We start from the raw sequence: 15,849 nt of genomic DNA, 5'->3' as shown, positions 1-15,849 counted from the left end.
GGGTTTCCTGCGGGGGCGGCGATGCGTGCCTTCGGAACGCCGCAGGGACGGCGGCGGGCATCCTCCGCGACGCTACTGGCCGCGCCGGCCGGGGGGCCAGGCCTTCGACACATTGCCCGCGCGGTGAATACGCGCACCACGCTTACCCTGATGCTCGCCATGTTCGGCGCCATGCTTGTCGGGCTGCTCTGGTCGCAAGCGGTGCCTGCCTATCGGGCGCATGTCGAGGCATCGGAACAGATCGTCGTGGATGTCGTCCGGAACGACCTTTTGGTTGCGTTGCTCGGGTTGCAGGTCGATCGGGGCCGGATCGCGGCGACGGGTTCCGGACCGTGGGCGGATGGTGACTCTGGCGAGATCCTCGATGTGCCGATCCGGGCGCTGGAGCGGGCATCCGGCAATCTGGGCGAGCTTGGCCATCAGGATTGGCGCGCGCTCGCAAACGAGATCGCGGGGGCGGCCGATGCCCTGCGCATAGGGGCCGAAGCCCTGTCCGCGGCGGAGCGCAGTGGCTATCCGCGCGCCATCGCGGCGGAACGCGCCGGGGTCATCGACGCCATCGACCGGGCCGAGGAACGGTTGCGCGACATGCGAAGCATCCTGCTGTCCGAATCCAACCTCGCGGACCCCGATCTTGTCGGTCTTCAGCTGATCGGGAATTCCGTGCTCGAAGCCAACGACGCGATCCAGCGCAATCGCGCCCTGCTGCTGCGTCTTCTCGACTCGGGCGAGCCAGTTCGCACAAAGGATCTGCGTGCCGCGGAAGAGCGCACCACGGCGTTCCGGGGGTCCGTGGATGTTCTGCAAGGCACCATCAACCTGTTCGACGGCCACGCCGCGACGGAGGCCGCGATCCTGTTCGAATTCTTCCAGTGGACATATGCGCCGGCGGAGGCGCGGCTTCTGAAATCCATGGCGACTGGGACCGAGGTCGAAGCCAGCCGCCGGATCTGGATGGATGCCGTGGCCGAGTTCGACGGGCTGGTCGACGATCTGCGGCGGTTCGTGTTCGAGCGGTCCCAGGCCCATCATGCACGAAAGGAATCGGCGGCGCTGGTCAGGATGGACACAAAGATAGCGCTGTCCGCAGCGGTCTTCGCGCTGTTCAGCCTTTCGCTGCTTGCCATCGAGCGGCTGATCCTGCGCCCGATCGAGCGTATCACCGACAGGATGCACGAACTTGTCGCGGGGGACCTGGCGCCGGGCCCATCGGAACGCTTCACGCTGGCGGATATGCGCAGCATGGCGGATGCGCTGCGCGTGTTCCGCGTGGACGCGGTGCGCCGTAACAGGCTGACCCGCGAAAGGTTGTCGCTGCACGCCAAGATCGCCGACGCGCACAACGAATTGAAGGCCGATCTTCGGGCCGCCGCCAAGGTACAGTTGGCGCAGATGCCCGAGCCCGGCGACGTGGGCGCGGTACGGTTTTCGACCTATTTCGCCGCGGCGAACGTTCTGGCGGGCGACACGTTCGATTTCCTGCCGCTGTCCGGGGACCGTGTCGGATTGTTCCAGATCGACGTGGCCGGGCACGGGGCCGCGGCGGGGCTGGTGTCTGTGGCGGCTCATATCGCGGCGCGGCGGGCGCTCAGGAAACTTGGGCCGGGCGAAAGCCTAGTGCGGGCCGTCACGGCCCTCAATGCGAACTGGAGCCCGGACCTGACCTATTTCACCATGGCCACCATCGAGCTTGATACACAGGCGAACCGTGGCCGGATGGTGCAGGCGGGCCATCCTCATCCGGTCCTGCTGCGCGGCGACGGGTCGATCTCGCGGCTGGGCGGGGGCGGGTTGCCGATCGGTGCCGTTCCCGATGCCGATTTCGAGGAAATCGACTTTCCGTTCGGGACGGGCGACCGGCTGCTCGTGTTCTCGGACGGGATCTATGAAAGCATCAACGCGCAGGGAGAGATCTTCACGGAGGAGCGATTCATCGACCTTTTGGCCGGGAACGCCCACCGAAGCACGGAGAACCTCATCGAATCGATCCGGACGGCGCTGGAGACCTGGTGCTGCACCGGGAGCCTGTCGGACGATGTCAGCCTTGTTGTTGCAGAAAGGACATGAACAAGATGCAATACACCGAAGAACGCGCGGAGGACCTTCTGGTTCTGACCGTGATCGACACCCGTCTTGAGGCGAGCAACGCCCAGAGCCTGCGGGAGTTGCTGATCGGCCGGATCGAGAAGGGCGAGCAAAGGATCGTCCTCGACCTTCAGAACGTGGTCTTCATGGACAGTTCGGCCCTGGGGTCGCTGATCGGCGCGATGAAGCGGCTGAGACCGCAGGGAACGCTGGCACTGGCCGGTGCGACCGGCCCGGTTCTCCGGCTGATGAATCTGACGCGGATGGACAAGGTCTTCCAGTTCTTTCCATCACGGGATGCAGCCACAGCTGCGCTGGAGGCGTAGCCCGTGGTCGCAGAACCCGATCACCTGTTCCAGGCCCTCGATCGCGACCTGAGTGCAATCGCCCCGGTCGCAGAGGCGATGCGCAACTATGCCGCCGGGATGCTGGGCATGGACGGGGCGACGTCGGTCGAACTGTCGCTGGTGGAGGCCCTGACCAACGCGATCAAGCATGGCAGCCTGAACGGCCGCGCGACAGGGCAGATCGTGGTCAAGGGCCATGCGAACGGCCGCGCGATGGTGGTGGAGGTCTTCGACAGCGTGCCGGTGGTTCCGGAAGGGCTGCTCGAGAGGGCAGGCGCGCATCGTCTGGAGATCAACTCCGAGGATATCGACACGCTTGCCGAGAATGGCCGGGGTCTTTCGATCATCGTGTTGTGCATGGACGAGGTGACGCTCAGCACGACGAAGGACAAATACATCCTGCGCATGGTAAAATATCCCGAGACCTGATGTGCTTCTGGCGCTGACCAGGTCACGGGTGACATGGAATCCAGACCATCAAGCCGCTGGCGGACGATGCCGGCGTCGTTTGCGTTCGGCCGCGTCGCCGGTATCGCACTGCGGTGCAGGCCGCCGGACTGTGGCGACCTCGCCCAACATCATGACGCCCGCGCCGTTGCGAGGGCTGTCGAACACATGCCACGACCCCGTGCCGGTGGTGGCTTTTGCGCCTTGCGCTGGCGCATTGCCAGACTTCCCTCCGCAAGCCTGATTTCGGAACGCGCATGCGTGCTCTGCCGTGGCCTTCGGTGCGTTCTGGCGGCGGGCTTGTGCTGTCGCCAAGGCGCCGAGTCGCGGTGTCGGTTCCCGTCCAATGGATTCAACCGTAACTATAAGTTTGTGAGCCCGGCGTGCTTGACGGAGTCGCGGTAAAATGTCACAATTTAACGAAAATACAAGCATTCCGAAAGGTTACAGCGACCGTGTTCAAGCGTGTTCAAGCGTGTTCAAGCGTGTTCAAGATCACGGCCGGGATATGCAAATGCGACCCGATCGTATTGGCAGGGCCGACCATTTGTTTGGATGTTCGAACCCTTTGCCGGAGCCGGCCATGCCGCGCGCCCTAGCGGACCGGGCACCGCGATGATGAGTGTGAAGACGTGGTTTCCGCCCGGACATGGACACCAGTCCCAGCTGCGGACCGGGATGCGCGGTCCGGACCCGATCGCAGGATTATCCGGTCAGGCTGCATCGCGGCCCCGCCGCATGAGCGGGGTGGCGGGATAATGCCGCAACTCTTGCTGCTGGACGACGATCCGGACATCCGTAACATGGTTGCCGACGCGCTTTCGCATGAAGGCTACGAGGTGACGGCCGTCGATGCGATCAATGCCGCGCGCGAGGCGGCGGCGCGGCAGGATTTCGACATCTTCGTCCTGGACGTCATGCTGCCCGACGGCAGCGGGCTGAAATTCGCCCGCGAGGTCCGCGAGGAGTCCACCGCCGGGATCATCCTGCTCACGGGGCTTGGCGATGAGACGGATCGCGTGCTCGGGCTGGAATTCGGCGCCGACGATTACGTCGTCAAACCCTTCCTGCTGCGCGAATTCCGGGCGCGCGTGAACGCGGTCTTCCGGCGTGTAAGCAGTGCCGCGGCGGCCCAGCCGCCCGCGGCCGAAAATCGGGCAGACCCGCGCAGCCGGCTCCTGTCCTTTCACGGCTGGCGGCTTGATCCTGCGTCCCGCACCGTGTCCGACCCCGATGGCACGCCGCTCGACCTGACGACGCTGGAGTTCGATGTGCTGCGCGTCCTTGCCATGAACCCCAACCGCGTGCTGTCGCGTGACCAGATCATGGACCAGGTCAAGGGCGAGAACTGGGCATCCTACGATCGCAGCATCGACGGGCTCATCAGCCGGTTGCGTCGCAAGCTGTTCCCTGATGGCAGCGGCGCGAACAAGATCAAGACCATCCGGAATGTCGGGTACATGCTGGCGGTCTGACCGGAAAACGGCCACTAGAGCGGCAGCAGGCTTACCGTTCCGGTTCCGGCGCTTTCGTCCTCTTCGTTCTGCATGCTGCAATTCATCTCGGAATTGCCGGTGAAGATGATCGTCTGCGCGACCAGCGATGTGCAGGTCGAAGCCGAGTTTCCCGAGAACGTGATTTCCGAGTTCGGCAGGTGGATCGTTCCGCCGAAGGCCCAATCGACCGTGCCGCGCAGGTCGTTGACCGTGCCGTCCGGTTGGTCGCCGGTGAAAAGCACGCCCTCCAGCGGTCCTGATGTGGGCGCGGAAAGATCGAACTGGGAATTGCCTGCGAATTTTATCCCGCTCGTTCCGTCGAGAACGAAGCTGACATTCGTTGCCGCGATGAACTTGTTCGATTTTGACCCGAGAGACCCGGTGACGATGTAGACGGTGTTGTCGGCGATGTTGCTGTCGTCAAGCACCAGATCGGAATGGCATTGCACCTGAAGCCCGTTCCACGTTGTCCCGCAATCGGCCAGTGTCGGTTTCTCGAGTTCGGCAAGGGGGTCCGCGGGGGCACCGGGCAAGGGGCGGACGCATCGTTCCGACACGTCCGTGACAAGATGGTGGTCGCCTGCGACACCGCCGGGCGTGTAGACGCATCCGTCGGAGATGGTCAACGTACTGCCCAGATCGACGGAATCGGCGGCATTGGACACGGCGACCACATCGCAGCCTTCCAAATTCACGGTCGCGCTGCCCCAGACCGTCAGCGCGCCGGGCGCGTCAGGGGACAGGACCGTGACACAGCCGACCGGCGGCGGCGCGGTGATCCCAGCGGCGGCAACGACCCGGACCCGCGTGCCGCTGTCACGAAAGATCGACGAAAAATACATCGGCACGTCAAAGGACACTTCGACCTGTACGTTGCCGCTGCCTCCGCCGACGAGGGTTGCCGTGGCACCGGTCGGCAGGCCGCTGGACCGGGCGACCTGTTGCACGGTCGCATCGACATCCGACGCACTTGCACCGGAATTCTGTCGCACCGCGCCGGAATAGGCGGCCACATCGGCCACGTGCTGCAACTTGCGTTCCAGCATGTACCAGTATCCCACTTCGGCCCCCAGGCCGATGGCGCCCACCACGGCGGGCATCAGCAGCGCCACCGTAAGGGCGACGGCGCCCCGTGTTTCCGAGCCCAGGCTTGACGCTTTTGCAGCAAGCCTGCGGCAGGCCCCCATCGCCGACTGTCTGATCGCCCGCATCAGCGCAACTCCATGATGTCGATGATTGCAGGTGTCAGGATCACGGCGAACAGCACCGGCAGGAAGAACGCGATCATCGGAACCGTGAGCTTGGGCGGAAGGGCAGCGGCCCGGCGTTCCGCCTCGGCCATGCGCATGTCCCGGTTTTCCTGCGACAGCACGCGCAGCGCATGGCCCACCGGTGTCCCGTAATGTTCGGCCTGCACGAGGCTCGTGACCGTCGCGTGGACACTGTCGAGACCGATGCGCTTGCCAAGGTTCTGATAGGCCGCCGCGCGGTCAGACAGATAGCTCAGCTCGGCCGTCAGGACGCTGAATTCGTAGGACAGCTCGCGCGACTCGTCCGCTATTTCCTGGGCGACCTTGCGGAATGCGGCCTCGACGCTCATGCCGGATTCCACGCAGATCAGCAGAAGATCGAGTGAATTCGGCCAGGCACGACGGATGGAGGCATTGCGCTTCACCGTTCGGTTCTGAACGTAGACCTGCGGCAGGTAATAGCCCATCGCACCGCCGACGATGCTGATCAGGATCTTCAGGGCCAGCGGGTACTCAAGGCCGAGGACCCAGAACAGGTAGACCGGGATCAGGACCAGCGCGGCGAGCAGGCAAAGCAGCCGTGCCGCGACGAAGGTCACGGCGGGTTTTTCCCCCCGGAACCCGGCTTGCAGCAGCGTCTGCAGCAGGACAGGGTCGCGTGCCTGCGCACCGAGATTGAATTTCTGGACGACACCAAGAATGAATCGCCCGGGATCGGCCCGTAGCAGGCTTGCGGATTTGGGTGCTGCGGCATTCCGGCGTCCGGCGCGACGCCGCACCACGCTTTCGATGCGGGCATCCAGCGCGGTCTGCGCCAGCAGCGGCCAGAGCGCCACGAGCACCGCGAGACTGGCAGAGGTTCCCGCAAGAATGCCGGTCAGCAGCATTGGGTCGACATACAGATTGCCGATGAGCATGGTCAGGTCCGCCTAGAAATCGAAGTTGATCATCTTCTTCATCACGAAGATGCCCACCAGCATCCACACGCCCGATACCGTCAGAACCAGCAGCCCCGTGGTCGTCGTGAACAGCAACCGGATGTAGTCGGGGCTGGTCAGGAACATCATCCCGGCGACGAGCACAGGCATCGCGCCGATGATCGCGCCCGAAGTCTTGGCTTCGGAACTCATGGACTTGATCTTGCCGTGCATCTTCGTCTGTTCGCGCATCACGTGCGACAGGTTCGACAGCGCCTCGGACAGGTTGCCGCCGGTCCGGGTCTGCATGGTGATGACCGTGGCGAAAAACGCGGCCTCGATGGTTGGCATCCGGTCCGACATGCGCTGCACCGCGTCCGACACGGGAATGCCGATCTGCTGGTCGTCGACCATGCGTGCGAATTCGGATCGGAGCGGCTCGGATGCCTCCTGCCCGACCATTTCGATGCAGTCGTTCAGAGGAAGCCCGGACCGGATCCCACGCACGATCACGTCGATGGCCGTGGGAAACTCTGTCGTGAACGCCTTGAGAACCCTTTTTCGTTCGAAGTTGACATAGGCATGCGGAAGCATTGCAGCGGCGCTTGCCGCGATCGCCAGGGTCGGTAGCAGGGACAGGTCCGCCAGCATGCAAGCGGCAAGCGCCCCGCCGAACACCATCAGCGAGACGGCGTAATAGTAGCTCGTTGACCAGTTCAGGCGCGATTGCGCCATCCGTGCCGCGAAGGACAAGCTCCGTTTCTTCCGGGCAGCCCGCCTTTGCCGTTCCCCAAGTTCCTTCAGGGCTTTCTCGACAGCGCGCTGCCGGCGCCGGGCATCGTCCGCGTCCGGGCTGCGGGCATCGTCGCGCCCACGGGATCCCGCGACCTCGGCGATCCGGGTGTCGAAACGCGAGCGTCCCGTGACGGCCTGCGGAAAGATCGCGAGCAGCAGCGCGCAGACGCTGACACCGGCGCCAAGTGCGACAAGCGTTTCAATCATGGCGGTGGGCATGTGCGTTTCCCGTTCGTGTCGACATCACCCCAGCTTGCCAAAGCCGGCAGGGCCGGCATGGGCCGCCTCCAGCGCCTGCATCAGGCGCCGTTCTTCGCCATAGTATCTGGCGCGGTCATAGAAATTCGGCCGCCCGATCCCGGTGGACTTGTGCCGCCCGATCACCTTGCCCGATGCATCCTCGCCTTCGATGTCGTAGACGAACAGGTCCTGGGTGGTGATGACATCGCCCTCCATGCCCGTGACCTCGGTGATGTGCGTGATCTTGCGCGATCCGTCGCGCATGCGGGCCGCCTGGATGATGACATCGACCGCACCCGCGATCATCTCGCGGACGGTCGTCGCGGGCAGGTTGTAGCCGCTCATGGCGATCATGGATTCCATTCGCTTGAGGCAATCGCGCGGCGAGTTGGAGTGGATCGTGCCCATCGACCCGTCATGGCCGGTGTTCATCGCCTGCAACAGGTCGAAGACCTCGGGGCCGCGCACCTCGCCCACGATGATCCGCTCCGGCCGCATCCGCAGGCAGTTCCGCACGAGGTTATACATCGTGATCTCGCCCTGGCCTTCAAGGTTCGGCGGGCGCGTTTCCAGCCGCACGACATGGGGCTGCTGCAACTGAAGCTCGGCGGAATCCTCGCAGGTGACGATCCGTTCCTCGTGGTCGATGAACCGTGTCAGGGTATTCAGGAGCGTGGTCTTGCCCGACCCCGTGCCCCCCGAGATGATGACATTGCACCGCACGCGGCCGATGATCTTGAGCACCTCCGCCCCTTCGAAGGTGATCGATCCGAAGCTCACCAGCTTGTCGAGCGTCAGCTTTTCCCGCTTGAACTTCCGGATGGTGAGGGATGGCCCGTCTATGGCGAGCGGCGGGGCGATCACGTTCACGCGCGACCCGTCCATCAGGCGCGCGTCGCAGATCGGGCTCGACTCGTCCACCCGGCGGCCGACCTGGCTGACGATCCGCTGGCAGATATTGAGAAGCTGGCTGTTGTCCTTGAAGCGCACCGAGGTTTGCTGAACCTTGCCGTCCACCTCGATGAACACGCGGCGCGCGCCATTGACCATGATGTCCGAAATGTCGTCGCGGGCGAGCAGGGGTTCCAGCGGACCATACCCCAGCATGTCGTTGCAGATGTCGCGGTAGAGGTCTTCCTGCGCGGCCAGCGGTATCTTCAGCTTCTGTGCTGCGGCGATGTCGCTGATGAGCGCCTGGATCTCCTCGCGGGCCTGAACCGCATCCATGTCGCTCAGCTTGACGATGTCGATGGTTTCAAGGACTGCGGACATCACCTGCGCCTTGAGCGCATAGTAATCGTCGTCCTCCGGTCCTGTCCGTTCCGGCGCGTTGCTCGAGGCCATGGCGACGGTCTGCGCGGTGGTGTGCGGCGCAGGCTCGACCAGTTTCAAGGGGCCGTCATTTCCGCCGAAGGGCTGCTTTCGTTTTCCGAACATCGTGCCATCCGATCAGGCTTGCCAGAAAATGCAGGCATGTCGAGAAATTCGACGCAAATTGGCGATCCGACCCGAAGGCCAGATCACCAGGTGCGCCGTCCAGAAAGTCAGGTTGGCGCAATACACCCCGTCAAGAAAACCCGTCGATGGTCGGAATCTCGGATCTCGGACGTCGTATCGCGCCCTAAGAGGGTGCGATCAGCCTTCCGCGGCCGGGTTCAGTGCCGTGGAGATTCCTGTGAAAGTATCGCTCAGATCGCCACCGAGCGTCGTGACCACGGTCATGATGAGAACAGAGATACCAGCCGCGATCAGACCGTATTCGATAGCCGTCGCACCGCGCTCGTCCTTGCGAAATCCGGCGAGCATCGTGTTGAGCTTGACGTAAAGACGCGTCATTTGAAGTTTCCCTTCGCGTTGACCAGGACAAGTCCCATTGCTGCCCTTTCGTAATCCTTTCCTACGGCAGTAACCGATTCTATTCTAATAATGTTGCTTGGAATATGGTGGCGGATTTGTGAAAGAACTTTGCAAGAATGTGGAATTCGCGTGGAACGCCCGTTCGGTATCGCGGTCGGCGGCTCCCGTATTCGATTGCGCGGGCTTCGGGACAGGCCTATTGTTTCACCATGTCCTGCGCATGCACAATCGCACTGTCATTGATGGCCGTCACCTGCGACTGCCTGCCACCCGGCACGCAATTCGCCTGTTCGACTCATGAAGCGGCGCAGGCGGTGTTTTCGGCCGATGCGCGGACGGGCGCGGATATCGACCTGCATCTCGACATGTCGCGCGTCCTTGTTCTGCCGGACGCACCCGAGACACTGATTCTCGGCAACGAGCAGCTTGTCGATGTCAGCTTTCTCGACGAGCGGACGCTCGTGCTGAACGGGCTGCAGGAGGGCATGACGAACCTGATCGCGATTTCGGCGGATGGGCGGGTGATCGAGAACCGGATCGTTCGCATCATGGGACAGGCTGGAACGCTGACGACGATCATTCGCGGGCAGTCGCGCGAAACCTTCCTGTGCGGCGACAGCTGCGTTCCGGCGGGGACCGCTCCAGTGCCGGCGGGCAACTGATCACGGCACCCGCCGTTCCGTCGTCAGCGTGATCTGCGGGGTCACAAGTGTCGGGATCAGTAATTCCACGGGATAGTCGATCCGCAAGGTCCGAAATCCGGTGCCGTCCGTGGCAAGTGTCACCGCCAGCCCAGCGGGTGGGGTCAGGCTGAACGTATCGCGGATCTGTGTTTCGATGGTGGCCATCGGCGTGTCCGCCGTGACCAGCAATGTCCGGACGCCGCGGTCCGCGGCCAGGGCCAGCTCGTTCTGGATGAACAGCACGCGCCCCAGTTCCAGCGTGCCCACGAGCAGCAGGATGAGCGGCATGGCCACGATGGCGAATTCGATGGCCGTCGCACCTTCGGTCCGGCGCATGAAGTCGGCCAGCCGTTTCATTTCACTCGCACCTCGATGCGCGACTCGAGATCGAGCGTGAAGGGCGTGATCATGCTGGTGTAGGGGCCACTGGCCTCGAGCACGTAGGACACATGGTCCGAACCTGCGGTGCAGGGCTCGGTGCAGGCCCCGCTGCCGGGGCAGTCGCAATAAAGTTGCGCCGTCGCCGTGAATGGCGCCCCGCTGGTCAATGTGTCGAGCGCCGACTGTGCCGCCCCGAGTCCGGGATCGTTCATCGTCATCTGCGCGACCGTGCGCAGAACGCTGTCCATCGACATCTTCTGCGAAATCGCGAGCCCGATATCCGTCATCAGCAGCAGCGACGAGACGAGGACCGGCGCGAGGATCGCGAATTCGACCGCGGCCACACCATCGTCGCCGCGCGGCATTGCCCGCGCGGCCCGTGCAAGCCGGACAGGGCGCTGCCGGGCTGAAATCATGTCCGGGTGCGTCCGACGAGACGACCAAGCAGTCCGGTCCGCCGCGCTTCGCTGGCCTTGGCGGGGGCGGTTTTCGGCATAGCGACGAATTCCGAGATCGCCGTGAGCGACTTGAGCAGCCCCCGGCCCGCGCCGACATCGGCCAGCATGCGGCCGAGATTGGCCGATTTTCCGAAAAGCTGGCCGTCGAACCGGATCTCCGCCAGCGGCTTCAGCCCGATGGCTTCCACGAACTTCTCGGGTTTGACCTGTTCGCGTTTCGGAATGTCGATCTGGTTCAGAACGTATTGCGGCGGCTGATCGTGGGGCCGCAGGGTTTCCAGCTTCGCGAGCAGAAGTTTCAGGTTGCGCAGGGATACGAGGTCGGGTGTCGCCGTGATGACGATATCGTCGCTCAGGCGCAGGGCTTCCTGGGTCCAGCCGGACCAGAGGTTCGGCAGGTCGAGCAGGGTCAGATCGACCCGCGAATGCAGCGCGCCGATGAAGGGCATGACCTGTTCGGCGAATTCCTCGCCGCCGAGCTCCTGGTTGGGCGGGCCGAACAGCACCTTGAGCTTGGGCTGGGGCGACGCCGCGAGCCGGTCGATCAGCACCTGGTCGAGCTTGTGCAGATTGCGCAGCAGGTCGAGCAGGCCGCTGTCATGGTCGGACAGGTTGAAGTTCAGACTGGCCGTACCGAAGGGCATGTCCATGTCGATCAGGAGCGCGTTGAGGTTGCGATCTTCGGCGATGGTCCAACCGGCATTGTGCGCGATGGTCGAAGACCCGGCCCCACCATGGGCGCCGATGAACGACACGACACGCCCGCGCCGGTCGCTTGGCCCGTCCGGAAAGGCGCTGACGATGGATTCGATCAGGGTCGCAAGGTCCAGCGGCATCAGAAGATAGTCGCTGACGCCCACGTGCAGGAACTGGCGATAAAGCGTCACGTCGTTTTCGCGCCCGACCACGATCACGCGGGTCGACTCCAGCGCCACCTCGGACAGCCGCTCCAGCCCCGCCAGGAATTCGGCGTGTTCTTCGCATTCTTCAAGGATGATGAGGTTTGGCGAAGGTTCCGCCGCGAACCGCTCCGCCGCCGTGCGGACAGTGCCGTCGATCACCTCGTAGCGCATGTTGACGAACCGCCGATGGGTGAACAGGTCCCGCAGGCGGTTGCCGGTGTCATCGGTCTGGCAGAATGCGGCGACCGAGATCGCGGGCACTTCGCGCGCCTCGTCGAGGGCCACGCTAGCCGGGACCGCGGATGCGACGTCGAATTTCGTTTCCAGCATGGCCGTCCTTCCCTTTCAGGAGTCGCCGCGCACGGGCGGGTTGATGACCGTCGTGCCGCTCCTGCTGATGATGCGCACGGATGCGGCCGGTGTGTCCGACTGGCCGGCCGGCGCGGCGCTTGCATCGGCTTCGGCAGGATCCGTATCGGCGCCCTGCGCGGGTTTGGTGGCGTCATCGGTGTCGTCGGCCACAAGATCCGCCAGAACGATCGGCTTGTCTCGCGCCAGCGCGCCACTGTCCTGAGCAGGCCGAAGCGCAAGCGACAAGGCGCCTGCGGCCTGCGCGGCGGTGATGATCTCCACCTGTTCCGGGTCCACCTCCAGCGTCGCCGTCTCGCCGATGACGGTCAGCTCGGACGTGTCGTCGGAAACCGTCTGGTCGATGGCGACCACGCGCAGGTTGCGCGCGATGGTGTAGCTGCGCGCGAACAGTTCGTTGCCCTGTTGTGCCGTGCGCGCGCGCGTGAAGACGACATCCACGTGATCGTTCGGAAGGATGAAACCCCCCGCAGAGTTTTCTGCCGAGATGCGCACGCTGACCGCGCGCTTGCCCTGGGGCAGGACGGCGGCCAGGAAACCGCTGCCCGCCTCGGCCAGCTTGCTGCGCTGGATCGGTTCGCCGCGGATGATCCGGCTGCGGGCTAGGCTTCCGGACAGGTCCGCGATGGCGTTCTCGAAATCCCGGCGGGTGATCATGGCGGCGGCATCGATCGCGGGTTCCGGCCACTGCTGCCAGGTCATCGATCCCGGCTCAAGAGCCGCGCCACCTGCGATTTCGTGTTGCGCCACCAGCACGTCAATCATGGGCACTTCGACGATACCGTCGATCTGACCGTCCTGCGCCGCGATCATCGCGGGCAGACGATCAAACGCCAGCCACGCGGTCAGCCCGCCGAAACCAAGCGCCGTCAGCAGTATCACGATCCGGATCATCACCACTCCAATCAGGGGCCGGGTCGGCCCAATGCAATTCGGGGGTCACGCCCATCCGGATATTCCGCGCATTGCGCCGCTATCCGCGACAGTCGCAATGCCGTCGGCTCCGGGACGAATTCCGATCTGGATCGCACATCAATGTCGGCCGTTTATGCAATGCGTGTCGATTTGCGTGCAAATGCGTGGATAAATCGACTCTTGCGTGCGGCCGTCACCCGCCGCAGGTCAACCCGCCGGTCGGACGGTCGCGGTGCGCGCGGCGCCGCGGCACGCTGCCGTCAGCTCGTCTGGGCCTGCCGCAGAAGCGCCACGTTGTTCCGGACAGTTTCGCTGTCCGGCGCAAGTTGAAGCGCACGGTTCAGATCCTGAGCCGCGCGATTGAAATCGCCGCGCAACAAATACGAATAGCCGCGATTATTGAAGAATTCCGGACGGTTGCCCGCGACCTTCTCGGCTTCGGCATAGGCGTCGTCCGCCAGGTCGAACCGCCTCAGACGATCATAGGATGCCGCAAGACCAAGCCATCCTTCGCGGCTTGCGGGGTCGAACGCCGTGGCGATTTCGTAGTACCGCGCGGCGTTGCCATAGGCGCCGTCCTCGAATTGCTGGCGGGCTTCGGCCAGCGCCCTGTTCTGCGGAACTTCCGGAACGGTGGCTGGGATCGGTGACGCGGCCAACGGGTCGCGGCCGCCCGCGAATTGCGCAAGGGTCGTGGCTTCGCAGGATGCAAGAAGACATCCCGCCAGAACCAGCAAGGAGACACACCCGCGACACCGCCGGAACGAGTCGGCATTCGTCATTGTTGTACCGTCGATGGATCGACCGGCCCGACCGAGACCCGTTTCCGGCATTCCATTGCCAGTTGTTGCATGAAATCCGCCATGGGCGTAAGCTGCACAAAAAACCGGGGCATGGCTAGAGTCATTCATTCGCCCCGATAAACCAGAGGTGAGCGGTGTGTGTCAGCGAGCTATTCGGGCCGCCTATCGGGTTGTTGCGAAATGCGCAATAATCTTCGGCGTCGTTTTCATGCCGGTGATCGCCGCCGCGCAGCCTCTGGATATCAGTGTCGAACCCAGCAACCCCGGTAACAGCGTGATCGTGCCGCTTGGGCAGTCGCTGAACATCCGCACGCAGGTGGAAATAGGGTCGCTGACGGTGGGCAACCCCGCCATCGCGGATGTCGTTCCGATCTCGTCGACATCGTTCAACCTGTCCGGGATGGCGGTCGGCCGCACGAATGTCGTGCTGGTGGGCCCGTCGGGCGCGGTTGCCGGCCTGTTGAGCGTGGAGGTCAGCCCGGACTTGCGCGATCTGGAAACCACGCTGCGCCGCGCTGCGCCATCGGCCAACCTGCAGATCGCGACGGTGAACGGGCGCTTGCAGCTGAGCGGTTCGGTGCCGGACTCGGTCACGCTGGGCAAGGTGTTGTCGATTGCCAGGCAATACGGGGGCGAGGACGAGATCATCAACGCGATCCAGGTGAGCGGGCCACAGCAGGTCCTTCTCGAGGTGCGCCTGATCGAAGCCAGCCGCAGCAGCGGCAAGGAACTTGGTGTGCGCTGGTATGCGAGCGACGGGACGACCAGGGTTTTCTCGTCCGGCGTCGAACCGGACGGGGCGGCGGGCACCGGCAATGTCGATGTCGGTGACGCTACGATCGACACCCGTCTGCAAAGCGGCAGCGCCCCGTTCGGGTCTTTGCTGACCAGTGTCCTCGGTCTGGGCGTCGAGGCCGACGTGCTGATTCAGGCGCTGGAACGGCGCGGTCTGGCCCGACGGCTGGCCGAGCCGAACCTCGTGGCGAAATCGGGGCAGGAGGCGAATTTCCTCGCCGGTGGGGAGGTGCCCATCCCCGTGGCGCAGCCCGATGGACAGATCAGCGTCGAATACAAGGAATTCGGGGTTCGGCTGACATTCACCCCGACGGTCCTCGATGGCGGGATGATCAACCTCGTGATGGAACCCGAAGTCAGCCAAGTCGACAATACCGGGGGTGTCGTGGTCAACGGCCTCAGCGTGCCGTCCTTCACGTCGCGCCGGGTCAGGACGACGGTGGAGCTGCGCAGCGGCCAGAGCTTCGCTGTAGCGGGCCTCTTGCAAAGCAGCAACGAGCGCACGCAGGACCAGGTGCCGCTGCTGGGCAGTATCCCGGTCATCGGGGCGCTGTTCCGTTCGGCGTCCTTCCAGCGTCAGGAAACCGATCTGGTGGTGATCGTGACCCCGCGGCTGGTGGACCCGTCGCGCCCCGGCGTACCGCTGGCGACGCCGCTCGACGATACGCGGTCGACGAACGATCTCGAATTCTTCTTCCTGGGCGAGCAGGAGTCCCAACGCGAGAAGATCATGCGCGTGACGAACGGCACGGGCGTTTCGGGGTCGTTCGGCCACATGATGGACATTTCGGACTAGGAGCGGATCGTGCACCGGAAGACCGCCAGACGGATCGCGCAATCGGCGCTCGTGGCGCTCTCACTCTCGGGTTGCGCGCGCGAGTTGCAGACGCAGGATGCGGTCACCCCCACGTTGGGCAACGCGGTGCGGGCGAATGCCACGATCCATGCCGTCCGCCTGCCGGAACGGGTTGTCGACGACACGTCCCTGAACAGCGATGGGACCGTCGCGGCGGGCGCGCTGGATCGATATCGGAACGTGGAAGAAGACTAGCAGGTCGCTGAAATAGTTCCCGAGCTGGAACGCTGTCCCGTTCTCAGTGCCGCATCGA

17 protein-coding genes are annotated in these 15,849 nt (G+C 64.1%); 7 read left to right on the top strand and 10 right to left on the bottom strand.

Annotated features, from left to right (window positions below):
* Nucleotides 1-159: 159 nt before the first annotated feature.
* The 4 genes from DDE13_RS12620 to DDE13_RS12605 all read left to right on the top strand — a co-directional run bounded on the left by DDE13_RS12620 (nt 160) and on the right by DDE13_RS12605 (nt 4,354).
* The gene (locus DDE13_RS12620; RefSeq protein WP_162630990.1) at nt 160-2,067 is read left to right on the top strand and encodes a PP2C family protein-serine/threonine phosphatase; all 1,908 of its coding nucleotides are present in this window, start codon (nt 160-162) and stop codon (nt 2,065-2,067) included.
* Nucleotides 2,064-2,411, top strand: a complete 348-nt coding sequence (locus tag DDE13_RS12615; RefSeq protein ID WP_111404650.1) for an STAS domain-containing protein — start codon at nt 2,064-2,066, stop codon at nt 2,409-2,411. The genes DDE13_RS12620 and DDE13_RS12615 overlap by 4 nt, the downstream gene beginning before the upstream one ends.
* Before the next feature lie 3 nt (nt 2,412-2,414).
* Nucleotides 2,415-2,861: an ATP-binding protein gene (locus DDE13_RS12610; protein WP_111404649.1), complete on the top strand. Its 447-nt coding sequence runs from the start codon at nt 2,415-2,417 to the stop codon at nt 2,859-2,861.
* A 776-nt stretch (nt 2,862-3,637) separates the two neighbouring features.
* Nucleotides 3,638-4,354, top strand: coding sequence for a response regulator transcription factor (locus DDE13_RS12605; RefSeq protein WP_111404648.1), 717 nt, complete (start codon nt 3,638-3,640; stop codon nt 4,352-4,354).
* A 14-nt stretch (nt 4,355-4,368) separates the two neighbouring features.
* Here DDE13_RS12605 and DDE13_RS12600 read toward each other — a convergent pair whose 3' ends face one another.
* The 5 genes from DDE13_RS12600 to DDE13_RS12580 all read right to left on the bottom strand — a co-directional run bounded on the left by DDE13_RS12600 (nt 4,369) and on the right by DDE13_RS12580 (nt 9,413).
* Nucleotides 4,369-5,586 carry a pilus assembly protein TadG-related protein gene (locus DDE13_RS12600; RefSeq protein WP_111404647.1) on the bottom strand — a complete coding sequence of 406 codons (1,218 nt, stop codon included), beginning with the start codon at nt 5,584-5,586 and terminating at the stop codon, nt 4,369-4,371.
* The gene (locus DDE13_RS12595) at nt 5,586-6,542 is read right to left on the bottom strand and encodes a type II secretion system F family protein (RefSeq protein ID WP_111404646.1); all 957 of its coding nucleotides are present in this window, start codon (nt 6,540-6,542) and stop codon (nt 5,586-5,588) included. The genes DDE13_RS12600 and DDE13_RS12595 overlap by 1 nt, the downstream gene beginning before the upstream one ends.
* 12 nt (nt 6,543-6,554) lie before the next feature.
* Nucleotides 6,555-7,556 carry a type II secretion system F family protein gene (locus DDE13_RS12590; RefSeq protein WP_111404645.1) on the bottom strand — a complete coding sequence of 334 codons (1,002 nt, stop codon included), beginning with the start codon at nt 7,554-7,556 and terminating at the stop codon, nt 6,555-6,557.
* Nucleotides 7,557-7,580: 24 nt separating this feature from the next.
* Nucleotides 7,581-9,014 (bottom strand): CpaF family protein, encoded by a 1,434-nt coding sequence (locus tag DDE13_RS12585; RefSeq protein ID WP_111404644.1) that lies wholly within the window; start codon nt 9,012-9,014, stop codon nt 7,581-7,583.
* Between the two features lie 198 nt (nt 9,015-9,212).
* Entirely contained in the window at nt 9,213-9,413 is a 201-nt protein-coding gene (locus tag DDE13_RS12580) for a Flp family type IVb pilin (protein WP_111404643.1), read from the bottom strand.
* 263 nt (nt 9,414-9,676) lie between these two features.
* Between DDE13_RS12580 and DDE13_RS12575 the strand changes: the two genes are divergently transcribed.
* Nucleotides 9,677-10,096: a pilus assembly protein N-terminal domain-containing protein gene (locus DDE13_RS12575; RefSeq protein WP_162630989.1), complete on the top strand. Its 420-nt coding sequence runs from the start codon at nt 9,677-9,679 to the stop codon at nt 10,094-10,096.
* Here DDE13_RS12575 and DDE13_RS12570 read toward each other — a convergent pair whose 3' ends face one another.
* The 5 genes from DDE13_RS12570 to DDE13_RS12550 form a co-directional block, all read right to left on the bottom strand.
* Complete coding sequence (locus DDE13_RS12570; protein WP_111404641.1) at nt 10,097-10,474, bottom strand: TadE/TadG family type IV pilus assembly protein; 378 nt, start codon at nt 10,472-10,474, stop codon at nt 10,097-10,099.
* Nucleotides 10,471-10,914 (bottom strand): TadE/TadG family type IV pilus assembly protein, encoded by a 444-nt coding sequence (locus DDE13_RS12565; RefSeq protein WP_111404640.1) that lies wholly within the window; start codon nt 10,912-10,914, stop codon nt 10,471-10,473. The genes DDE13_RS12570 and DDE13_RS12565 overlap by 4 nt, the downstream gene beginning before the upstream one ends.
* Complete coding sequence (locus DDE13_RS12560) at nt 10,911-12,188, bottom strand: AAA family ATPase (protein WP_111404639.1); 1,278 nt, start codon at nt 12,186-12,188, stop codon at nt 10,911-10,913. The genes DDE13_RS12565 and DDE13_RS12560 overlap by 4 nt, the downstream gene beginning before the upstream one ends.
* 15 nt (nt 12,189-12,203) lie before the next feature.
* Entirely contained in the window at nt 12,204-13,121 is a 918-nt protein-coding gene (gene cpaB / locus DDE13_RS12555; RefSeq protein ID WP_111404638.1) for a Flp pilus assembly protein CpaB, read from the bottom strand.
* Nucleotides 13,122-13,402: 281 nt separating this feature from the next.
* A complete protein-coding gene (locus DDE13_RS12550) occupies nt 13,403-13,879 on the bottom strand; it encodes a tetratricopeptide repeat protein (protein WP_162630988.1) in 477 nt (158 codons plus the stop codon).
* A gap of 274 nt (nt 13,880-14,153) precedes the next feature.
* Between DDE13_RS12550 and DDE13_RS12545 the strand changes: the two genes are divergently transcribed.
* Nucleotides 14,154-15,536 carry a type II and III secretion system protein family protein gene (locus DDE13_RS12545; RefSeq protein WP_111404636.1) on the top strand — a complete coding sequence of 461 codons (1,383 nt, stop codon included), beginning with the start codon at nt 14,154-14,156 and terminating at the stop codon, nt 15,534-15,536.
* A 9-nt stretch (nt 15,537-15,545) separates the two neighbouring features.
* Entirely contained in the window at nt 15,546-15,791 is a 246-nt protein-coding gene (locus tag DDE13_RS12540) for a hypothetical protein (RefSeq protein ID WP_111404635.1), read from the top strand.
* Nucleotides 15,792-15,849 lie beyond the last annotated feature (58 nt).

The organism is Meridianimarinicoccus zhengii (assembly GCF_003254465.1).
In the GTDB taxonomy this organism is placed as follows: Bacteria; Pseudomonadota; Alphaproteobacteria; order Rhodobacterales; family Rhodobacteraceae; genus Meridianimarinicoccus; species Meridianimarinicoccus zhengii.
Note: the sequence above shows the minus strand (reverse complement) of the source record. Positions and strands in the feature narration are given on the sequence as shown.

What these genes read in the sequence shown, in the direction of transcription:
- DDE13_RS12620 (WP_162630990.1), top strand. Translation starts at nt 160, where the DNA reads ATGTTCGGCGCCATGCTTGTCGGGCTGCTCTGGTCGCAAGCGGTGCCT.
- DDE13_RS12615 (WP_111404650.1), top strand. Translation starts at nt 2,064, where the DNA reads ATGAACAAGATGCAATACACCGAAGAACGCGCGGAGGACCTTCTGGTT.
- DDE13_RS12605 (WP_111404648.1), top strand. Translation starts at nt 3,638, where the DNA reads ATGCCGCAACTCTTGCTGCTGGACGACGATCCGGACATCCGTAACATG.
- DDE13_RS12600 (WP_111404647.1), bottom strand. Translation starts at nt 5,586, where the DNA reads ATGCGGGCGATCAGACAGTCGGCGATGGGGGCCTGCCGCAGGCTTGCT.
- DDE13_RS12595 (WP_111404646.1), bottom strand. Translation starts at nt 6,542, where the DNA reads ATGCTCATCGGCAATCTGTATGTCGACCCAATGCTGCTGACCGGCATT.
- DDE13_RS12590 (WP_111404645.1), bottom strand. Translation starts at nt 7,556, where the DNA reads ATGCCCACCGCCATGATTGAAACGCTTGTCGCACTTGGCGCCGGTGTC.
- DDE13_RS12585 (WP_111404644.1), bottom strand. Translation starts at nt 9,014, where the DNA reads ATGTTCGGAAAACGAAAGCAGCCCTTCGGCGGAAATGACGGCCCCTTG.
- DDE13_RS12580 (WP_111404643.1), bottom strand. Translation starts at nt 9,413, where the DNA reads ATGACGCGTCTTTACGTCAAGCTCAACACGATGCTCGCCGGATTTCGC.
- DDE13_RS12575 (WP_162630989.1), top strand. Translation starts at nt 9,677, where the DNA reads ATGGCCGTCACCTGCGACTGCCTGCCACCCGGCACGCAATTCGCCTGT.
- DDE13_RS12570 (WP_111404641.1), bottom strand. Translation starts at nt 10,474, where the DNA reads ATGAAACGGCTGGCCGACTTCATGCGCCGGACCGAAGGTGCGACGGCC.
- DDE13_RS12565 (WP_111404640.1), bottom strand. Translation starts at nt 10,914, where the DNA reads ATGATTTCAGCCCGGCAGCGCCCTGTCCGGCTTGCACGGGCCGCGCGG.
- DDE13_RS12560 (WP_111404639.1), bottom strand. Translation starts at nt 12,188, where the DNA reads ATGCTGGAAACGAAATTCGACGTCGCATCCGCGGTCCCGGCTAGCGTG.
- cpaB (WP_111404638.1), bottom strand. Translation starts at nt 13,121, where the DNA reads ATGATCCGGATCGTGATACTGCTGACGGCGCTTGGTTTCGGCGGGCTG.
- DDE13_RS12545 (WP_111404636.1), top strand. Translation starts at nt 14,154, where the DNA reads ATGCCGGTGATCGCCGCCGCGCAGCCTCTGGATATCAGTGTCGAACCC.